Source organism: Corynebacterium sp. KPL1995 (genome assembly GCF_000477935.1).
Classification (GTDB): Bacteria; Actinomycetota; Actinomycetes; order Mycobacteriales; family Mycobacteriaceae; genus Corynebacterium; species Corynebacterium pseudodiphtheriticum.
Genome location: NZ_KI515715.1, coordinates 1500930 through 1517837 on the forward strand (window position 1 = coordinate 1500930; position 16908 = coordinate 1517837).

A 16908-nucleotide genomic window follows, 5' to 3' on the forward strand; every position below is an offset into this window, starting at 1 on the left:
TCCATGAGCATGCAACCAACTTCGCATAACCCTATTGACAGGCGCAAGGCGGCTGTACGCAAGTACTCCAAGAACGGACTGATTAGCGTCGGTGCCGGAATTGGTGGTGGCGTATTGTTCGCGTTCTTGTTTTCTAGCTCGTCATTTTGGTTGATTTTGGGCTTTATCGTTGCTGTGGTCGGTGGCGTGTACAACTACAACAAGGTGCGCAAGATCGTTAACCATAAGGACCATTACTAGAGTTTTTTATGACTGCGAAGGCGAATGAACCCTCGGCGGCACCAGTGCGTATTGACGCCTGGCTGTGGTCGACACGCTTTTTTAAAACGCGGGCAGAAGCCACCAAAGCTGTGAAAGCAGGCCATGTGCTGATCGGCGACAAGGTAGCTAAACCCTCCACACCGGTGGTTCCAGGTTTGCGGATCACGGTGTGGAAAGACGATCGTGAATTCCGTTTGGAGATTAACGCGACCGTATCCAAACGCGTCGGGGCGAAGATTGCGGAGCATTGTTATATCGATTATTCACCGCCGGCGCCACCGAAGCCGCTGCAGCCCAGCGTGCCTAAGCGGGACCCAGGTGCTGGGCGCCCGACGAAAAAAGACCGCCGTGAGATGGAGAAATTCACCGGGAAACGTCGAGGCTAATCAGCACAACTTAATGAGCACAAGTTAATCAGCACAACCAAATCGGCGAAACCTAGTCAGCACAACTCTGTGGGGAACCCGTGCGCTGCCACCAGTGGCGAAGCGCAGAGCAAATCTGTGGAGCCGAAAAATTGCGATGCGGGCTGGGTATGTTCGGCTGCAACCCGCAACCAGGAAGTTGCTGTAGAAATCGAGCAACCGGTGAGCGCAACCAGCGTATCGGTGTTGGGAGCCAGGAAAATCAAAGCGCTGCTTCCCAACAACCGTGCTACGTGGTCGTGCATCACGGACAGCAAAAGCGGGTGAGCCAACCAGCTGGTAGCTGGAACGGGGGAGGAGCGAAGCTGTAGCCCTGGTGGGGCGCTGCCACCTAAGAGTCGTGTGGCAGGACGGGTCCAGAACTGGGTGCCTTCCGGTGTGTGGGCGGCTCGCAAGACGTTGTCCGCGGCTAAATCCCACGCCTGACGCATTGGCAGGTTGAATTCAGATAACGCTCGGTGGCTCAAGGTCATATCATCGACGCTGAGTGTCACTGCAGTGGTGCGGGACAAAGGTAGGTGGGCTAGAGAATCACAGAACCCATCGTCGCTTAAACCGCGCTGGTCCAGCCAGGTACCCGGTCGCATAATAGGAACGCATTTGGCTAGCGCTTGTGGGGTCCTGGCCGCAGTGGTGCCGGTCTCGGTGGTGCCGATTGTGGTGGTTAAAGGCGCTGCTGGGGCAATAGTTGGTGCCGTCACGGGAATCCTTTCGCTGGCTTGCTGCGTTAATTGGCAGCATCTGCGTTTCATGGTTACAGCAACATTGGACTGTCGCAGGCCAGCGGTGGTTCCCTGTCTTTTCCGGCGTCGTCAATCAGTCTGGTTGGTACCAGCGCCAGAACGACAGAAAGTTACGGCGTAACCACCGGACGGGAAGCTTTTTCGAGCAGTACGGCAACGGAATCGAACTGATAGCCGGCGACTACATCCAAGCCCATCTCACACGTGCGGTTTGAGGATACAAACGCGTCATAATGCCGGGCATCCAGCCCAGTGCGTTCCTCGCGGGTGGCGGATTCCACCAATTCAGGGTGCAACAGGCCACGGTCACCGGCGGTGCCGCAACACATTGCACCAAACGGTACGCTGGCTTGGCCGGCGTGATTAGCCACAGCTACCAGTGCCTCCGTCTGGCCCATGTGTTGCGTGGAACAGGCCGGATGAACTGCGATGGTGCCCATGTCGTGATGGATTGGAAGGTAGTCGATGACGTCTTTATGCAACCATTCCACGATGTCGATGATGTGTAGTTCGTCGTAAAGCTGTTGCGTGTTTGCGTCTAGTACTTCGGGCACACCAGAAAGCAAGCCGTGGGTGCAGCTCGAGGCATCGATGATGATCGGCAACCTGCCCCCATCGGACCATTCGTGGAACTTGCGCACGATTGCATGCGCCTGGTGGCTGAAGCCATCCTGGTAACCCTTCGACGACCACGGTGTGCCGCAGCAGAAACCGGTGACGTCGTCTGGAATCCACAACGACTGGCCGCTGCGGCGGGCAAGCTCCACCATGGCACGTGGCAAATCGACGGCATCTGGGTCTGAGCCAGCTGGGCGCCCAAAAATTCGGTTCACACATGCCGGGAAATACACCGCGTTGGCAGCGGCTCGTTCGGTCGCGGGCAAACGGCTAGCTGCCTGGGGCAATGCGCCCGGTACCGCAGGCACTAAGTCTGGGTTGATCACCGTGCGGGCCATGTTTGCTGCCCAACCAGCGGCTTTTTCCCCAACCTTATTAGCACTGATAATTCCAGCGCGTGCGAGCTTTTCCACGACATCCCATTTTTCTGCGGTAGTGAGCGCCACTTTTTCTGCACGCGGAGTGACTTGTCGCGCGCGCAGGTTTTTCATCACTGCACCGGTATCAATGCTGATGGGGCAGGGGATAGCACAGGTGCCGTCGGCAGCGCACATATCGACGGCATCATACTGGTATTCTTTCTGCAACTGCTGCAGCACCGGGGCCCCTGGAGCTTGCCGGGCCATCTCTCGGCGCAGTACGATGCGCTGGCGTGGAGTAACTGTTGCGTGCCGTGATGGACACACAGGCTCGCAGAAACCGCATTCCACGCATGGGTTGATCTCTGCTTCCACGCGTGGGAAAGATTTGAAGTTATGCAGGTGGTTATCCGTGCGGTGGGTTAGCTTCACATCTGGGGCCAGCATCGCGGTGGGGTCGATCAGTTGTTTGGCCTCCCACATCAGATTCCAGGCGGCATCGCCCCATTCTTGGCGCACGAACGGTGCCATGTTGATGCCCGTGCCGTGCTCGGCTTTCAGCGAACCGTTGTATTTATCGATGACTAGATCCGCGAGCTCGCGCAGGAATTCGGCGTATTTCTCTTTTTCTTTCGGATCATCAAATTCCGGGATGAGGAAGAAATGCAGGTTACCGAAGGCGGCATGGCCCATGACCATCTCCGGGTAACCGTAGCGGGAGAGTAAATGCAGCAAATCAGCTGCAGCCGCACCGATTTGTGCTGGTGGGAAACAAACATCCTCGGTGATCAGTGCGGATCCTTGCGGCCGGTCGGCACCTAGTAGCCCGAACAGCCCATTACGGATAGCCCAGGCACCGCGAATGTCTGAATCACTGGTGAGGAATTCCAGTTCAGCGCCCAGCTCGGCGTCGGCAAGCACATCTTTGACACGATCCATGGCATCGGCCAGCTCGGCGTCATCGGCGCCACCGACTTCGAGCAGCAGGGCGGCGGATTCGTCGGAGATATCGGCCCGGCCAGCTGGCGCTTGGTCGAAGTTCTCCACGGATTTTTTCATCACCGGCGCGACCATCAATTCGCAGGCCCAGGCGCCAGTTTCCATGAGCGGTGCCACGTAATTAGCGGCCTGGTAAAGGTCCGGAAGTTGGACCCAGGAGACAGCTTTCTTCTTCGGTAAGGCAACAGTGTCGAGCTCACATTCGGTAAAAGCACCGAAAATGCCTTCGGAACCAACTAATAAACGCATCAGGATGCGAACTGGTTCATCCTCATCCAAGAAAGCATCAAGGCGCAGACCGTTGGTATTGCGGATGGAGAATTTCTCGCGCAAGTGTGTAACCAACTGCTCGTCGCTGCGGATCTTGTCACGCAGTTGTAACAGGCCAGCGTGTAGTTCTGGTTCTTGGGAGCGGAATTTCGCGTCACCGGCGCGCGTGTTCACGATTGTGCCGGATGGTAACACGAATTCCGCCTGCCGGATGCTGTGGTAGCTGTCGTTTTCCAACCGACAGCGCATGCCACCGGCGTTGTTGGCGAGCACACCACCGATGGTGCACACCGACGTTGACCCTGGGTCTGGCCCGAGCATAAAACCATCGCGGCCGAGTACTGCCTGGGCATCTCCCAAAACCACGCCTGGGCGCGACCACAACACCTTGCCGCCTTCGCGAACTTCCATGCCAGTGAAGTGGGTTTTTAGATCCACCAACAGATCATCGCCCTGAGCCTGGCCGTTGAGTGAAGTGCCAGCAGAGCGGAAAGTGATATTTCGGCCATGATCGGTGGCATAGCGCATCACGCGCGAGAGATCCTTCGTATTGCGCGGTGCGACGATGACCTGCGGGAGCAAGCGGTACGGGCCGCCGTCGGAAGCAAAGCGGACTATGTCGCTAATACGTGCGTGCACGTTTTCCGGACCGACGATCGCGCGCAAGTCGTCGACAAGCTGCTGTTTATCGGTGTGCAGATGGCTGGCGGGCATGGCATCACTCTGCGGCGCCGAATTCTCGGGCTGACCGTAACTTTGTGGATTGGGCGTGAGGAGCTTTTTCATAGCTCATACCTTATATGGTTGCGTTCGGTGATGTGTGCGCAATCACGGTGGGGTTTAATATCCCTGGAACGCCGGCTTATTTTGGTCTGCGTACTGGTAATACTCGCGGAAGGTCAACTGTGCGGCAGCTTCTTCGTCGATCAGCACTGTCGCGTGCGGGTGTAGCTGCAACGTGGAGGCCGGGCACATCGACGACAGTGGTCCTTCCACTGTTGCCGCAACCGCGGCTGCCTTGCTAGCGCCGGTAGCAACCAACAATAGGTGCCCGGCGCGGCGGATAGTGGCCAAACCTTGGGTAAGCACGTGGGTGGGTACTTCTTCGGCGTCATCGAAAAAACGTGCGTTGTCTTGAATGGTTTGTGGGTGCAGGGTTTTCATTCGGGTCACGGAATTCAGTGACGACGTGGGCTCGTTAAAACCAATGTGTCCGTTGGTGCCGATGCCGAGGAGTTGGATGGCCACGTGCTCACTGGTGATGTGCTGCTCGTATGCGGCAGCGGCGGCTAGTGGGTCTTCGCTGTTGCCGGATGGGGAGAAGACGTCGGCATCGTTGATGTCGATGTGCTCGGTGAACTCGCGGCGGATAGTACGGGCATAGGATTGCTCGTGTTGTGGATCGAGGCCCAAGTATTCATCGAGCATGAAAACTTTGCAGCCAGCGAAGCTTAGCCCTTCGCGTTGGTGTCGGCGGATGAGTTCTTGGTAGGTCGCGATTGGTGTAGATCCGGTTGCTAGGCCTAGCACCGAACCATTCCGGGCATAGCCTGCGATGATGTCAGCTGCTTGTTTGGCAACAGCGTCTGGGGTGGCGCGAATGAGTATTTCCATGATGGGGTTCCTGGCAGTCTTTCGTTATAAGCAGTAAATTCAGCGGGCTGAATGCACCGCATGGATGGTGTGGTTTGGGGCGATTCCGACGAGGTCGATTGGCTTGCCGACGATCGCTGTGGGGTCTTCGGGCTTGGTGGAGTCTTGCAGAGTTGTGGGTTGGCCCAGGACCGCGTGGGCATTGCTCGAAGTAAAAGCCACAGCTTCTGGCAGGCTGTGACGCGCGGCGAAGCGGGTGAACTGTTCCAGCAAAGTGGTGGTGCCGCCAGCAATGCTGCCGGTGCTGCCATCTGTGGTGGTCAGACGGGCTACTGCAGCCTTGACTGTCACGTCAAGTCCGCCGAGCTTATAGCTGCCGTCGGCAAGTCCGGCTGCTTCCATGGCATCGGTGATGGCAAAGGCAGAGGGATTACCACCGGCCATGATCATGTCGACGGTTCCATCGGCTAAGTGCACTCCGTCACCGATGATTTCCAGGTGCGCCTGCCCGTGTCGTGCAGCGGTGATGCAGGCGGCTGCCGCACCAGGCTCGCGGTGGTGAATCGGAGGCATCGCATTAAACAGGTGGGTGGCGGTAACGGTTACGCCAAGTTCTCTAGCTCGAGTTATTACGGCAGAGGTGGTGGCGTAATCCGCGTTGGTGTGCCCCAAGGAGGCGATGATGTTGTGGTTTGCGCACAGCTGGAGCAGTTCGTCGACGTGATCGGTTTCTGGCGCAAAGGTGATTGACCGGACTGCGTTGTTTGAGGCATCGATGACGCGGGCGAAGACATCAGGATTACCAGGCATGATTTTGGCTGGGTTTTGGGCGCCGCATTTACCCGGATTGACGAACGGGCCTTCCATGTGGATGCCGTGAATCAGGCCTTCTCCCACTAGTGGGTGGAGGCGGTGTGCTTGCCGGGCCAATTCATCGCCGGTGGCAGAAACCAAGCTGGCCAGCAATGTCGTGGTGCCGTGTGTGCGGTGGTACCGTGCTGCGCGACGGCAATCTTCGGTGGTTCCAGAAGGGAAAGCGCCGGAATCTCCGCCGTGATTGTGCAAATCGACAAAGCCCGGCACCCAGGTGATGTCGCCAATGCCCGGTGTTTGTTCGACAGTGCTGACGACGCCGGCTTCATCGATAGTAATGCGGGTGTTATCCCAGACAGCGTGTGCGGTGACAAGGCGACCTTCTAGGTGGCGCGGAAAGCCGTGGTCGGCGGCGGTGGGAGAGGGGGGCATCATTCTCCTGAGTATTCTCTTTAGCTAGTGACCGGTTGAGATATTGACCGGAGAAACGTTTAATTGTGAATTCTACCCCATGCAGACATAAGACGTATGATGTTTACTGAAAAGATTGTGCACCAATTGTCTGGATTGTCAGGAGCAGAAGAAATGTCAGAATCCATCGCGCCATTTCACGGCGTAGTGCCCCCAATCGTCACCCCGTTTAATGAGGATTTCTCCATTGATACGGATTCGCTGCGCGCACAAGTAGAGCGGATGATCAAAGCCGGCATTCATGGCTTGTTTGCACTCGGCTCTTCGGCCGAGGTCGCTTTTTTGACCCGAGAAAACCGGCAGATCGTCCTGGACACCATCATCGACCAAAACGCTGGTCGCCTGCCCGTCGCTGCTGGCGTCATCGACATGACCACCCCACGCTGCCTGGAACATGTCGCTGATGCGCGCGAACGAGGCGTCGACGCCCTGGTAGCTACCGCACCGTTTTACGTACGCACCCACGCAAACGAAATCGAAGAACACTTCCGCCAGCTACACGCTGCAGCACCTGACTTGAAGCTATTCGCCTACAACCTGCCGGTCTCCGTCAATGTGGTGCTGGAGATTCCTATGCTGATTCGTCTGGCCCAAGAAGGAGTGCTGGCAGGCATCAAAGACTCCGGCGGTAAGGATGACTACACCCGCGCCGTTGTTGCCGCGCGCAAAACAGCCCAGCTAGAAAACTTCGTCGTACTCACCGGCTCGGAAATGACCGTGGACTACGCCTACTTGGGCGGCTGCGATGGCGTCGTGCCAGGCCTGGGCAACGTTGACCCCTACGCCTACGTACAACTGCACGAGACGTGCCGGGCGAAAAACTGGGAACAAGCCGTCGAAATCCAAGAACGCATCAACAAGCTCATGGCCGTAGCATTTGTCGGCGACGGCTCGCGGATGGGCGGCTCGGCGGCAGGGCTGGGTGGATTCAAATCTGCACTGCACCATCTGGGTATCTTTGCTTCCCCCCGCATGGCACCTACGCACATGCCGCTTAACGACGACGAACATGCGCGGGTCGCAGCCATCGTTGATGAATTCAGCCACGGTGTGTAACGGTGCAGGTGCAAAACAGCATCCCGACACAGAGCGCACTGAGTGCGCCGAGCGCACCGAGCACTCTGTGCTTCGATATCGGTGGTACGAAAATCGCCTACGGCATCGTCCACGACAACAGCCCAACTGAAACCATTGCTGCCGGATCCGTACCTGCACAACCACAAGGTTCTTCGCTAGCAGCGGAGTTCGACAAAGCTGTCGGCATCGCATTGGCAGCAGCTCGTGAAGCGGGGATCGAGCCAGACCGCATCGGCGTCGGCGCGCCGGGCATTGTTCGCGGGCCGAGTGGAACCATACTCCGTTCCGGCCCCACGGTTCCTGGTTGGCAAGGAACCATCATCGAAGACATTATCGCTCGTCACACGAATGTGCCCGTAGCATGTCACAACGACGTGCGCATTTGGGCGTTCGGTGAGCACAACTTCGGTGCCGGGCGCGGTATTACTGGCCGCGTGATCTATCTTTCGCTGGGCACAGGCGTCGGCGGAGCCATCGTCGACAACGGAGAATTACAAACCGGAACCTCCGGTTCCACCGGTGAATTTTCGGAGTTGCTCGTGGCAGATCTGCGGGGCATGGCCGAAAGGGTAGAAAACACTTGCTCCGGAAACTCCCTAGCGCGCTATTACAACGTGCTCGCGGCTGATGCAGACTATGCCGGGCGTATCGCTTGGGACCACCCTGCTGGGCCCGATGACCTGAGCCTTCCAGAGATCATGAAGCGCTATCATGCCGGAGATCGCCTGGCATTTGACGTGATTGATGGCAATATGCGCGGTTTTGGGCGTGCGCTGGCCGGGCTCGCTTTTGCGCTCGATATCGATGGCATCATCATCGGCGGCGGGGTTGGTGGGCTCGGTGAACCGATTTTAGGGGCGCTGCGCGCTGGGTTCGCGCAATGGACGGTGGATTCTGCGCAACGACTACCAATCGTGGATTCTGAGCTAGGCAGACTCGCACCATTGATAGGTGCAGCTGCTTATGCCCGCGAGTATGCGGAATAGTTGTGATGAGAAGACCGTTTGGTTTTCTCACAGGAGCAGTTTTCACCGGCTCAGTTACCCCAACGCTTGAGTCACCTCAAGACCTTAGTTACCCCACAGACCTAAACACCTCACACCAGAAAGGGTGCAAAAGCTATGCCTTTTAATTTTCAGGCCAGTGATATCGCCGGTCGTCGGCAAGAAATCATTACCGCCGTGCGTGGCAAACTCGTGGTTTCGGTACAAGCTCCTGATGGGCATGCGATGCGCGATACTCATACGCTGACTCACGTGGCGCGTGCCTGCGTCGATGGTGGAGCACCAGCGATTCGCTGCGGTGGATATGGTGGGGTAGAAGACATTGCGTCTATCGCCAGTGCAGTCGACGTGCCTGTGTTTGGCTTGACCAAAGAAGGCGATACTGGCGTCTACATCACGCCAACGCGTGAGTCTGTGCGCAATGTGGTTGCTGCGGGGGCAGCGGTGGTTTGCGCCGATGCCACCTTGCGTGAGCGTCCTGACGGTTCTAGTTTTGCTGAGTTGGTGAAATTAGCGCACGAACTGGGTGCGGTGATTATGGCCGATTGCGCGACCCCAGAAGAAATGGCGGCGGCGCATAGCGATGGTGCGGATATCATCTCGACGACGCTGGCTGGTTACACCGAACACCGGGAGAAAACTGTGGGTCCGGATTTCGCCTGCCTTGCACAAGGGCGTGCACTGGTGGGGGCAGATGCATTCGTGATTGGGGAAGGGCGGTTCCATAGCCCAGCGGCAGTCGCGCAAGGTATTGAGCGGGGCGCTGATGCGATCATTGCCGGAACCGCGATTACCGATCCGGGCTGGATTACCGCGGCTTTTTCTGCCCCCTTGCGAGAGCTAGATTAGTTTTCGCCTGCACGGTGGCCTCCGTGCAGGCGGCCACCGTGCCCCATTAGCGTGTTTGTACTGCGGCGATCGCGCGCTGCAATGGGGCATAATGCGCAAGCACTTTTTCACGGTAGAGTTGCGCGTCACCGGCTGCTAAAGCGTGCACTATCGCCGCGTGGGCCTCGATGGTTTTTTCAATGTCACCGGGCATCTGCACTTTCATTAATGGCAATACGTCCATATGAATTTGCCAAAAAGCATCGGACAGCTCTCGGATCAGGTTATTGGCAATTAACGAATGCAGACGACGGTGGTAGGCGTGGTCTTCTTCCGCAAAAGATTGTCCGGCCGAGTGTTTTTCGTGCATGGCCTGAACCAATTCCAATAGGTGGGTGGCGTCGTCGGCAGTAAAGGCTGCGCACAATTCATCGGCCATGGATAAATCAAGCCCGATACGCACCTCCACGACATCGCGTAGATGTTGGAAAGAATTTTCGGAATCAATGATGGTGCGCAGGACTAAGCCTTGGATTAAGGGGGAAAGGGATAGCGAGCCCACAAAAGTGCCGTGTCCGTGGCGTACCTCCACGATGTCCAAGCTGGACAGCGTGCGTACTGCCTCGCGGACAGAGGAGCGAGAAAGATTCAGCGCCTCACACAAATTGGCTTCTGTGGGCAAAGGGTCGCCTGGGCGCAGCTGGTTGCGTTTGATGTACTCGGTGATCCCGTTGGCGGCAAGTGTCGCGGCGTTAGTGCGTTGGCTCACAATTGGTCCTTTCGGGCCGGGCTGAAAATTCGGGGACGGGGCCTTTGCTGGCGGCGATGTGTCGTTGTCAGTCTCATCGTCAGCCTCGTTTGTCGACCTCGTTGTCAGGCTCGTTGGCCGAGGTGTTGGGAGCGGTTACCCCCGGTCGCCTGGCGACGATAGTTGGTGACCTTGGAAAATGACAATTGTGACTGCTTTGTATGGCATGTTTAGTGCCAGCTTGCTTGTCGGAAGTCAGATGTCTGACATATTATATGATCACATTCACACCATTGGGTCGCAACGTGACGTGTCACGTACTCGCCGGGGTGCACCGTGCACTGGGTGAGCAGGCCTGACAAGGAAGGATCAAGACCACATGTCTATGAATATCTCCATTATCCGCCGGATTGGCATGGTTGCTGCCGCGGCCAGTATGAGCATTGCGCTTGCGGCGTGTGCTCCTGACAACAGCTCGTCCAATGGTGCACAAGACACCAACGCGAATGGCTCTAGTGCTTCTGATTCTTCTGATTCTGCATCCTCTGGTGAGGTGAACGAAGAAGGTACCATCCGGGCTGCTATTTCCTATGAGCTTGGCACCAATGGTTATGACCCAATGACCACCACCGCTGCACTGACTGTGGCTGCTAACTGGCACACCCTGGAAGGTCTGACCGAACTAGACCAGACCGACGGCACCACCTATGCAGCCCTGGCGTCGGAGTTGCCGGATTCTGGCGATAGCACCGAAGCTACAGTGCAGCTGCGTGAAGGCGCGAAATTCTCTAATGGCTCGGACATTACAGCCGACGACGTTGTTTTCTCCTTTGAGCGCGTCATGGATGAATCCAATGAGTCGCTCTACGCTTCCTTCATCGACTTCATCGACTCAGTAGAAAAAGTCGACGATACTAGCGTGAAATTCACGCTGAAGCACCCAACTGGCGTCTTGGCCGAGCGCTTGTCGACGGTAAAGATCGTTCCGAAGGATGTTGTGGAGGAAGATCCAAAGGCTTTCGATAACAACCCGGTTGGTTCTGGTCCATACGTTATGACCGACAACGGTGGCGCCACGAACACCATCAAGTTCGAACGCAACGAGCACTATAATGGTGATCGTCCGGCGCGGTCCGCAAAGATGGAATGGGACATCATTCCGGATGCCTCGACGCGCATTAACGCCTTGCAATCTCAGCAAGTACAGGCGATTGACGCCGTGCCATATCTGAACGTAGATACGGTTGCTGCCACTAACGAGCTTGAATCTGAGCAGGGATTCGGCCTGTTGTTCTCCATGTTCAACAACGACCCGTCAAACCAATTCTCGAACAAGGACGCTCGCCAGGCATTCTTGTACGCGATTGATATGGACAAGGTCATCGAAAACGCGATGCAGGGGCAGGCCACCGCCGCGAAGTCCTTCCTGGATACTGAGCACCCGAACTTCCATGAAGCTGCAAACGTCTATGAACACGACACGGCCAAGGCGAAAGAACTGTTCGAAAAAGCAGGCGTGTCTAAGCTGCGTCTGTTGGCTACCGACCACGACTGGGTAAAGCTGGTCTCGCCGATCGTGCAGGAAAGCCTGAAAGAAGCTGGCGTGGAAGTTGAATTCACGGAGAAGAAATCTTCCGATGTTTACAACACCATCGATGGTAAGCCCGAAGCTTACGACGTCGTTCTGGCCCCAGGCGACCCATCGGTCTTTGGTAATGATCCAAACTTGCTGATGCGTTGGTGGTACGGCAACGACACCTGGACCCAGACTCGTATGCACTGGAATGACGAAGGCTACGAGAAGATCCAGGACTTGTTGGATAAGGGTCTGCAAGAAACCGATGAAGCCAAGCAGCAAGAAATCTGGAACGAAACCTTCGACGTGCTTTCCGATGAGGTTCCGCTGTACCCACTGTTCCACCGGAAGTCGCCAAGCGCTTGGGATAACAACACCCTCGTCGACTTTGAGCCAATTCCGGTCACCGGACTGTACTTCTTGGGTGCAGGAACCACCGAAAAATAAGGCAAGACTGAATGTCTAATCTGATCCGCCTCGTCGGACGCAGGCTGCTGGCGCTGCCGATCATGGTCCTGGGCGTAACGTTCTTGGTGTTTTTCATCATGTCGTTCTCGCCAGCGGACCCGGCACGCCTCGCCCTCGGCGAGACTGCTTCGCCCGCTGCCCTGGAGGCTTACCGCGAAGAACACGGTCTGAATGATCCATTACTCGTGCGCTATGGCCAGTTTCTGGTCAACATGGTGCAAGGCGACCTGGGCTTGTCATCCGGCGGCGTGCCGGTTACCGAGCGCATCGCGCACGCGTTTCCCATCACGCTGCAGTTGACTTTTACAGGGTTGCTGTTAGCGGTCATCGTTTCCGTGATCTTGGGTGTATTAGCTGCTATCTACCGAGAAAAATGGGTAGACCAGGTTATTCGTGTGCTTTCGATTGCCGCGCTAGCGACCCCGTCGTTCTGGTTGGCTATTTTGCTGATCCAGTGGCTGGGAACCATTCCTGGTGGTTGGGGAGCGTTCCCAGCCGTCGTGGCCCGGTGGGTGCCGTTTAGCCAAGATCCTGCGACCTGGGCGAATAATATTTTCCTCCCTGCTGTGGCACTTGCTGTGCCGGTGGCAGGTTCGTTAACCCGTGTCGTGCGTACCTCGATGGTGGAAGAACTCGACAAAGATTACGTCCGCATGGCCATCGGTGCAGGTGTGCCGCGTGGCACCGTCATCGGACGAAATGTCTTGCGTAATGCTTTGATTACCCCCATTACAGTGCTTGGTCTTCGGGTGGGCTACCTCATGGGTGGTGCGGCCGTCATTGAGATCATCTTTAATATCCAGGCGATGGGCCAGCTAATTCTCGATGGCGTTGTGCGTAACGACGTTTACTTGGTCCAAGGCGTGACATTGGTGGTCGCGATCGCGTTCATCGTTATCAACATCATCGTCGATATTCTCTACGTGCTGGTGAATCCACGGATTAGGAGCATCTAATGCTACGAGCAAAAACCACGCAAAAGCTGGAGAATAAAGCTGGCGCACGATTTACTGGCCTAAAAAACCTGCCGTTGAAATCAAAGATTTCCATGGTGGTCCTCGGCCTCGTGGTGCTGGCCGCTGTCTTTGCGCCGCTTATCGCACCGCATGACCCATTGTCTACGGGAACTCCGATTCAGGCACCGTCTGGTGAGCACTTATTCGGCACGGATTCCGTTGGTCGTGACATTTTATCGCGGGTTATTTACGGTGCACGTTCCTCGCTGCTCATTGGTTTGTTGGCAACAGGGCTGGCTTTGCTGGCCGCGGCTGTGTTGGGCTCAATCGCCGCGACATCGAATAAAGTCGTTTCAGAAATTTTGATGCGTATTTTGGACATCGTCATGTCCTTCCCCGCCATCGCGCTGGCCGCGGTCTTCGTTGCGGTGTGGGGTAATAACGTAGCTATTTTGATCATCGCGATCGGTTTCGTTTATACCCCGCAGCTGTCCCGTATTATTCGTGCGAATGTTTTGGGGCAGTTCGGTGAAGACTACGTATCAGCCTCCCGGGTCATGGGTGCATCAACAGCGCATATCTTGCTCAAACAGGTTGCGCGCAACTGCATTGCGCCGGTATTAGTTTTTGCCACGGTTTTGGTTGCTGACGCGATTGTGCTGGAAGCCTCGTTGTCCTTCATCAACGCCGGTGTTGCGCCGCCGAACCCATCGTGGGGCAATATTCTGTCCGATGGACAGGGCATTTTGCTCACCGGTGCCTGGTGGCCTACTTTCTTCGCTGGTTTGATGCTGTTGATTACCGTGTTGTGTTTGAACATCATGTCCGAGGGCATGACCGACGCACTGGCTTCGCCGCCTGCACGCAAGCCAATCGCCGATGATGCGAAAGCTGCCGAGCAAGCTGAGAAAGCTGCTGTGAAGACTCTCGGTGCGACTTCCCGGGAGGAATCCCAGGCTGCGCTGGAACAATCGCTGAATGCTCTGCGTGGTTCGTCCATGGTGACTCAACGACGCGAGGCTGGGAAGGCAGAGGCCGGGGCTTCTGCAAAGAAAACCCCGCTGCTGGAAGTCAAAAATCTCCGCATTAGCTTTCCGGATGCACATGGGTCGGTCGATATTATCGACGGCGTAAACTTTTCTGTCGCCCCCGGAGAAACCTTGGGATTGGTGGGTGAGTCTGGCTGTGGCAAGTCCATTTCGGCCATGTCCATCATGGGCTTGTTGCCGAATTCGGCGGTGAAAACGGGCGAAGTTCTTTACGACGGAAAGAACGTGCTGGATCTGAGCGAAAAACAGCACAACGCATTGCGCGGGCATGAAATCGCGATGATTTATCAGGATGCTTTGTCCTCACTGAATCCCTCGATGCTCATCAAGGCGCAGATGACGCAATTGATTAAGCGAGGCGGAAAGCGCGGAGCTCGGGAACTCCTAGAGCTGGTTGGTTTGGATCCAGATCGCACGCTGAAGTCCTACCCGCATGAGCTTTCGGGAGGTCAGCGTCAACGCGTGCTGATTGCAATGGCGCTGACACGGAATCCGCGCTTGTTGATTGCCGATGAACCGACTACTGCACTGGATGTGACGGTGCAAAAGCAAGTCGTCGAATTGCTTAATGATCTGCAAAAGAAACTTGGCTTCGCGATGATCTTTGTCTCGCATGACCTGGCCTTGGTGGCTCGCATGGCGGATAAAATTACCGTGATGTACGCGGGGCAGGTGGTCGAGCAAGGCAGCACTGCCGAGATCCTGCATGCTCCGACTCACGAATACACCCGTGGGTTGCTCGGTGCGGTTTTGTCTGTCGAAGCTAACGCACAACGTTTGTACCAGATTCCAGGAACAGTGCCGTCACCGACGGAATTCGTCAACGGGGATCGTTTCGCGCCGCGCTCGTCATACCCAGAGCTGGGGTTGGAGGAAAAACCAACGCTGCGTTTGCTCGGCGATGAAGCAACCTCTACCCACTATTACGCGAGCACCGATGAGCTAGAGGCAGTTCGCCGTGGCGCTAACGCGGCAGCTGATAGTTCGAAGCAGGAAGGCTAGTCGCCATGACCGAATTGGATAAAAGCCTGTCGGCTAAGAAATCAGACCTAGGCCAGCCTGTGCTGGAGCTGCGGGATACCAGCGTGGTGTTCAAAACCCGTACCGGTAGTCTGTTTAGCCCGAATAAGGTGCAAGCGAATAAAGGCATTAACTTCCAGATCTACCGCAACGACATTGTCGGCATTGTTGGCGAATCTGGCTGCGGTAAATCTACCCTGGCCAAAGTCATGGTGGGGCTGCAGAAACCTACCTCTGGCGAGGTGCTGTTTAAAGGCGAGCAGTTGGGTTGGGGGAGATCTGCACGCAAACAAATGGGGAAGTCAGTTTCTGTGGTCTTCCAGGATCCAGCCACCTCATTGAACCCACGCATGAGCGTGCAGCAGCAATTGCTGGATCCGTTGAATGTGCATGGGGTGGGCTCGCATAACGATCGTCTCAGTCGTGTCCGTGAGCTGTTGTCACTAGTTGGCCTGCCACAATCAGCACTCAACGTGTTACCGCGGCAGATTTCTGGTGGTCAACGTCAGCGTGTCGCTATTGCTCGTGCACTCGTGCTCGAGCCGGACGTGATCATTGCCGATGAACCTACCTCTGCACTTGATGTGTCAGTGCGTGCGCAGGTGCTTAACTTGTTATTGGACCTCAAACGTGAAATGGGCTTGGGCTTGGTGTTCATTTCTCACGACATCAATACTGTGCGTTACGTATCCGACCGGATTTGCGTGATGCTCGGTGGGGAAATCGTGGAAGAAAACACGACCGAGGAAATTTTCGGCAACCCGCAGCATGAATACACGCGCGAATTACTAAGCGCAGTGCCGTCGCTACTAGGGGATTAGCCCGGAGAATCTCAGCAGGCTCTGCGGGTTTTGTGCGAAAAATGAGTGATAGTTAACACTATTTGGGATCATAAAAGAATCTTGTTAGTCTCTTGGGTATGAGATTGAAGAAGATTGCGTTCCTTCTGAGCGCCATTGCTGTTGCTGTCACCGGCGCGGTAGCGCCGCAAGCCAATGCCGTTCGGGGAGGCCATGACGTCTCTCCCGATGACAAAAAGGCACAGAATATCGTCATTGTCGGCGGCTGCACGGGTACGGTCATCAGCCCACACTGGGTCCTCGCCGCAAAACACTGCTTCCGAGAAGGTAACCACCCGATGCCGATCACTACTGGCATCGACAAAAAGGGCGGCCGCAAAGGCTCGCAGGAAACTTTCTATGCCCCAAGCGGTGACATTTCGCTTGTGCGGATGTCCATGTATTCTGCCTTCGATTTCGACAGCTACCCACAATTGGCTTCCGAATCGCCTCAGGCTGGACAGACCGGAACCTTCTACGGTTGGGATAATCGCGCACATAATTACTTGCAGCAATCGACCGCTGAGGTGCAAGGTAGCTACCAAGACGGCAGTTATAGCAACGGCAAGATGTTTGTTGTGCACCATCAAGATGGTGCCTATTCCAAACCAGGTGATTCTGGCGGGCCGCTCTTTATTGATGGAAAGCTAGCGGGTGTGGCCTCGGCAATCTCTGGCAACGGCGTGCCACTGAACCTCGCTGATATTGCGGCGCAAAAAGAATGGATCGCGGAGAAACTGGCGACTACAGGAGACACTGCGAATTTCTAACACAGTTCTCTTGCCTGCTGC

Annotated in this window: 15 protein-coding genes; 10 read left to right on the plus strand and 5 right to left on the minus strand. The window is 56.1% G+C overall.

Features of this window, described 5'->3' with window-relative positions; translation table 11 throughout:
- The first annotated feature begins 3 nt into the window (after positions 1-3).
- Both HMPREF1292_RS06635 and HMPREF1292_RS06640 read left to right on the plus strand, forming a co-directional pair.
- On the plus strand, positions 4-240 hold the full coding sequence (locus HMPREF1292_RS06635) for a hypothetical protein (protein WP_023019255.1): 237 nt from the start codon (positions 4-6) through the stop codon (positions 238-240).
- An 8-nt stretch (positions 241-248) separates the two neighbouring features.
- Complete coding sequence (locus HMPREF1292_RS06640; RefSeq protein ID WP_023019256.1) at positions 249-647, plus strand: RNA-binding S4 domain-containing protein; 399 nt, start codon at positions 249-251, stop codon at positions 645-647.
- Positions 648-703: 56 nt separating this feature from the next.
- Here the strand turns inward: HMPREF1292_RS06640 and HMPREF1292_RS10510 are convergent, their stop codons facing one another.
- The 4 genes from HMPREF1292_RS10510 to HMPREF1292_RS06660 form a co-directional block, all read right to left on the minus strand.
- A complete protein-coding gene (locus tag HMPREF1292_RS10510; RefSeq protein ID WP_023019257.1) occupies positions 704-1387 on the minus strand; it encodes a hypothetical protein in 684 nt (227 codons plus the stop codon).
- A 152-nt stretch (positions 1388-1539) separates the two neighbouring features.
- Positions 1540-4461, minus strand: coding sequence for an FAD-binding and (Fe-S)-binding domain-containing protein (locus HMPREF1292_RS06650; RefSeq protein WP_023019258.1), 2922 nt, complete (start codon positions 4459-4461; stop codon positions 1540-1542).
- 54 nt (positions 4462-4515) lie between these two features.
- Positions 4516-5289: a glucosamine-6-phosphate deaminase gene (locus tag HMPREF1292_RS06655; RefSeq protein WP_023019259.1), complete on the minus strand. Its 774-nt coding sequence runs from the start codon at positions 5287-5289 to the stop codon at positions 4516-4518.
- Between the two features lie 39 nt (positions 5290-5328).
- Positions 5329-6516, minus strand: coding sequence for an N-acetylglucosamine-6-phosphate deacetylase (locus tag HMPREF1292_RS06660; protein WP_232218015.1), 1188 nt, complete (start codon positions 6514-6516; stop codon positions 5329-5331).
- Positions 6517-6666: 150 nt separating this feature from the next.
- Here HMPREF1292_RS06660 and HMPREF1292_RS06665 point away from each other — a divergent pair, with 150 nt between their 5' ends.
- The 3 genes from HMPREF1292_RS06665 (at position 6667) to HMPREF1292_RS06675 (ending at position 9482) form a co-directional block, all read left to right on the plus strand.
- Positions 6667-7608 (plus strand): dihydrodipicolinate synthase family protein, encoded by a 942-nt coding sequence (locus HMPREF1292_RS06665; protein WP_023019261.1) that lies wholly within the window; start codon positions 6667-6669, stop codon positions 7606-7608.
- A 2-nt stretch (positions 7609-7610) separates the two neighbouring features.
- On the plus strand, positions 7611-8615 hold the full coding sequence (locus tag HMPREF1292_RS06670; RefSeq protein ID WP_023019262.1) for an ROK family protein: 1005 nt from the start codon (positions 7611-7613) through the stop codon (positions 8613-8615).
- A 135-nt stretch (positions 8616-8750) separates the two neighbouring features.
- Positions 8751-9482: an N-acetylmannosamine-6-phosphate 2-epimerase gene (locus HMPREF1292_RS06675; protein WP_023019263.1), complete on the plus strand. Its 732-nt coding sequence runs from the start codon at positions 8751-8753 to the stop codon at positions 9480-9482.
- A 46-nt stretch (positions 9483-9528) separates the two neighbouring features.
- Here the strand turns inward: HMPREF1292_RS06675 and HMPREF1292_RS06680 are convergent, their stop codons facing one another.
- On the minus strand, positions 9529-10230 hold the full coding sequence (locus HMPREF1292_RS06680) for a FadR/GntR family transcriptional regulator (protein ID WP_023019264.1): 702 nt from the start codon (positions 10228-10230) through the stop codon (positions 9529-9531).
- 358 nt (positions 10231-10588) lie between these two features.
- Between HMPREF1292_RS06680 and HMPREF1292_RS06685 the strand changes: the two genes are divergently transcribed.
- From HMPREF1292_RS06685 to HMPREF1292_RS06705, 5 genes are all read left to right on the plus strand, one after another.
- The gene (locus HMPREF1292_RS06685; protein WP_021352306.1) at positions 10589-12232 is read left to right on the plus strand and encodes an ABC transporter substrate-binding protein; all 1644 of its coding nucleotides are present in this window, start codon (positions 10589-10591) and stop codon (positions 12230-12232) included.
- 11 nt (positions 12233-12243) lie between these two features.
- Complete coding sequence (locus tag HMPREF1292_RS06690) at positions 12244-13209, plus strand: ABC transporter permease (RefSeq protein ID WP_023019265.1); 966 nt, start codon at positions 12244-12246, stop codon at positions 13207-13209.
- The gene (locus tag HMPREF1292_RS06695) at positions 13209-15260 is read left to right on the plus strand and encodes a dipeptide/oligopeptide/nickel ABC transporter permease/ATP-binding protein (protein WP_023019266.1); all 2052 of its coding nucleotides are present in this window, start codon (positions 13209-13211) and stop codon (positions 15258-15260) included. Before HMPREF1292_RS06690 ends, HMPREF1292_RS06695 begins: the two co-directional genes overlap by 1 nt.
- A gap of 5 nt (positions 15261-15265) precedes the next feature.
- On the plus strand, positions 15266-16099 hold the full coding sequence (locus HMPREF1292_RS06700) for an ABC transporter ATP-binding protein (RefSeq protein WP_023019267.1): 834 nt from the start codon (positions 15266-15268) through the stop codon (positions 16097-16099).
- Between the two features lie 98 nt (positions 16100-16197).
- Positions 16198-16887, plus strand: coding sequence for a S1 family peptidase (locus HMPREF1292_RS06705; protein WP_023019268.1), 690 nt, complete (start codon positions 16198-16200; stop codon positions 16885-16887).
- The last annotated feature ends 21 nt before the right edge of the window (positions 16888-16908 follow it).

Excerpts from the sequence above, each read along its gene's own strand:
- HMPREF1292_RS06635 (WP_023019255.1), top strand. The coding sequence starts at position 4 with ATGAGCATGCAACCAACTTCGCATAACCCTATTGACAGGCGCAAGGCG.
- HMPREF1292_RS06640 (WP_023019256.1), top strand. The coding sequence starts at position 249 with ATGACTGCGAAGGCGAATGAACCCTCGGCGGCACCAGTGCGTATTGAC.
- HMPREF1292_RS06650 (WP_023019258.1), bottom strand. The coding sequence starts at position 4,461 with ATGAAAAAGCTCCTCACGCCCAATCCACAAAGTTACGGTCAGCCCGAG.
- HMPREF1292_RS06655 (WP_023019259.1), bottom strand. The coding sequence starts at position 5,289 with ATGGAAATACTCATTCGCGCCACCCCAGACGCTGTTGCCAAACAAGCA.
- HMPREF1292_RS06660 (WP_232218015.1), bottom strand. The coding sequence starts at position 6,516 with ATGATGCCCCCCTCTCCCACCGCCGCCGACCACGGCTTTCCGCGCCAC.
- HMPREF1292_RS06665 (WP_023019261.1), top strand. The coding sequence starts at position 6,667 with ATGTCAGAATCCATCGCGCCATTTCACGGCGTAGTGCCCCCAATCGTC.
- HMPREF1292_RS06675 (WP_023019263.1), top strand. The coding sequence starts at position 8,751 with ATGCCTTTTAATTTTCAGGCCAGTGATATCGCCGGTCGTCGGCAAGAA.
- HMPREF1292_RS06685 (WP_021352306.1), top strand. The coding sequence starts at position 10,589 with ATGTCTATGAATATCTCCATTATCCGCCGGATTGGCATGGTTGCTGCC.
- HMPREF1292_RS06690 (WP_023019265.1), top strand. The coding sequence starts at position 12,244 with ATGTCTAATCTGATCCGCCTCGTCGGACGCAGGCTGCTGGCGCTGCCG.
- HMPREF1292_RS06695 (WP_023019266.1), top strand. The coding sequence starts at position 13,209 with ATGCTACGAGCAAAAACCACGCAAAAGCTGGAGAATAAAGCTGGCGCA.
- HMPREF1292_RS06700 (WP_023019267.1), top strand. The coding sequence starts at position 15,266 with ATGACCGAATTGGATAAAAGCCTGTCGGCTAAGAAATCAGACCTAGGC.
- HMPREF1292_RS06705 (WP_023019268.1), top strand. The coding sequence starts at position 16,198 with ATGAGATTGAAGAAGATTGCGTTCCTTCTGAGCGCCATTGCTGTTGCT.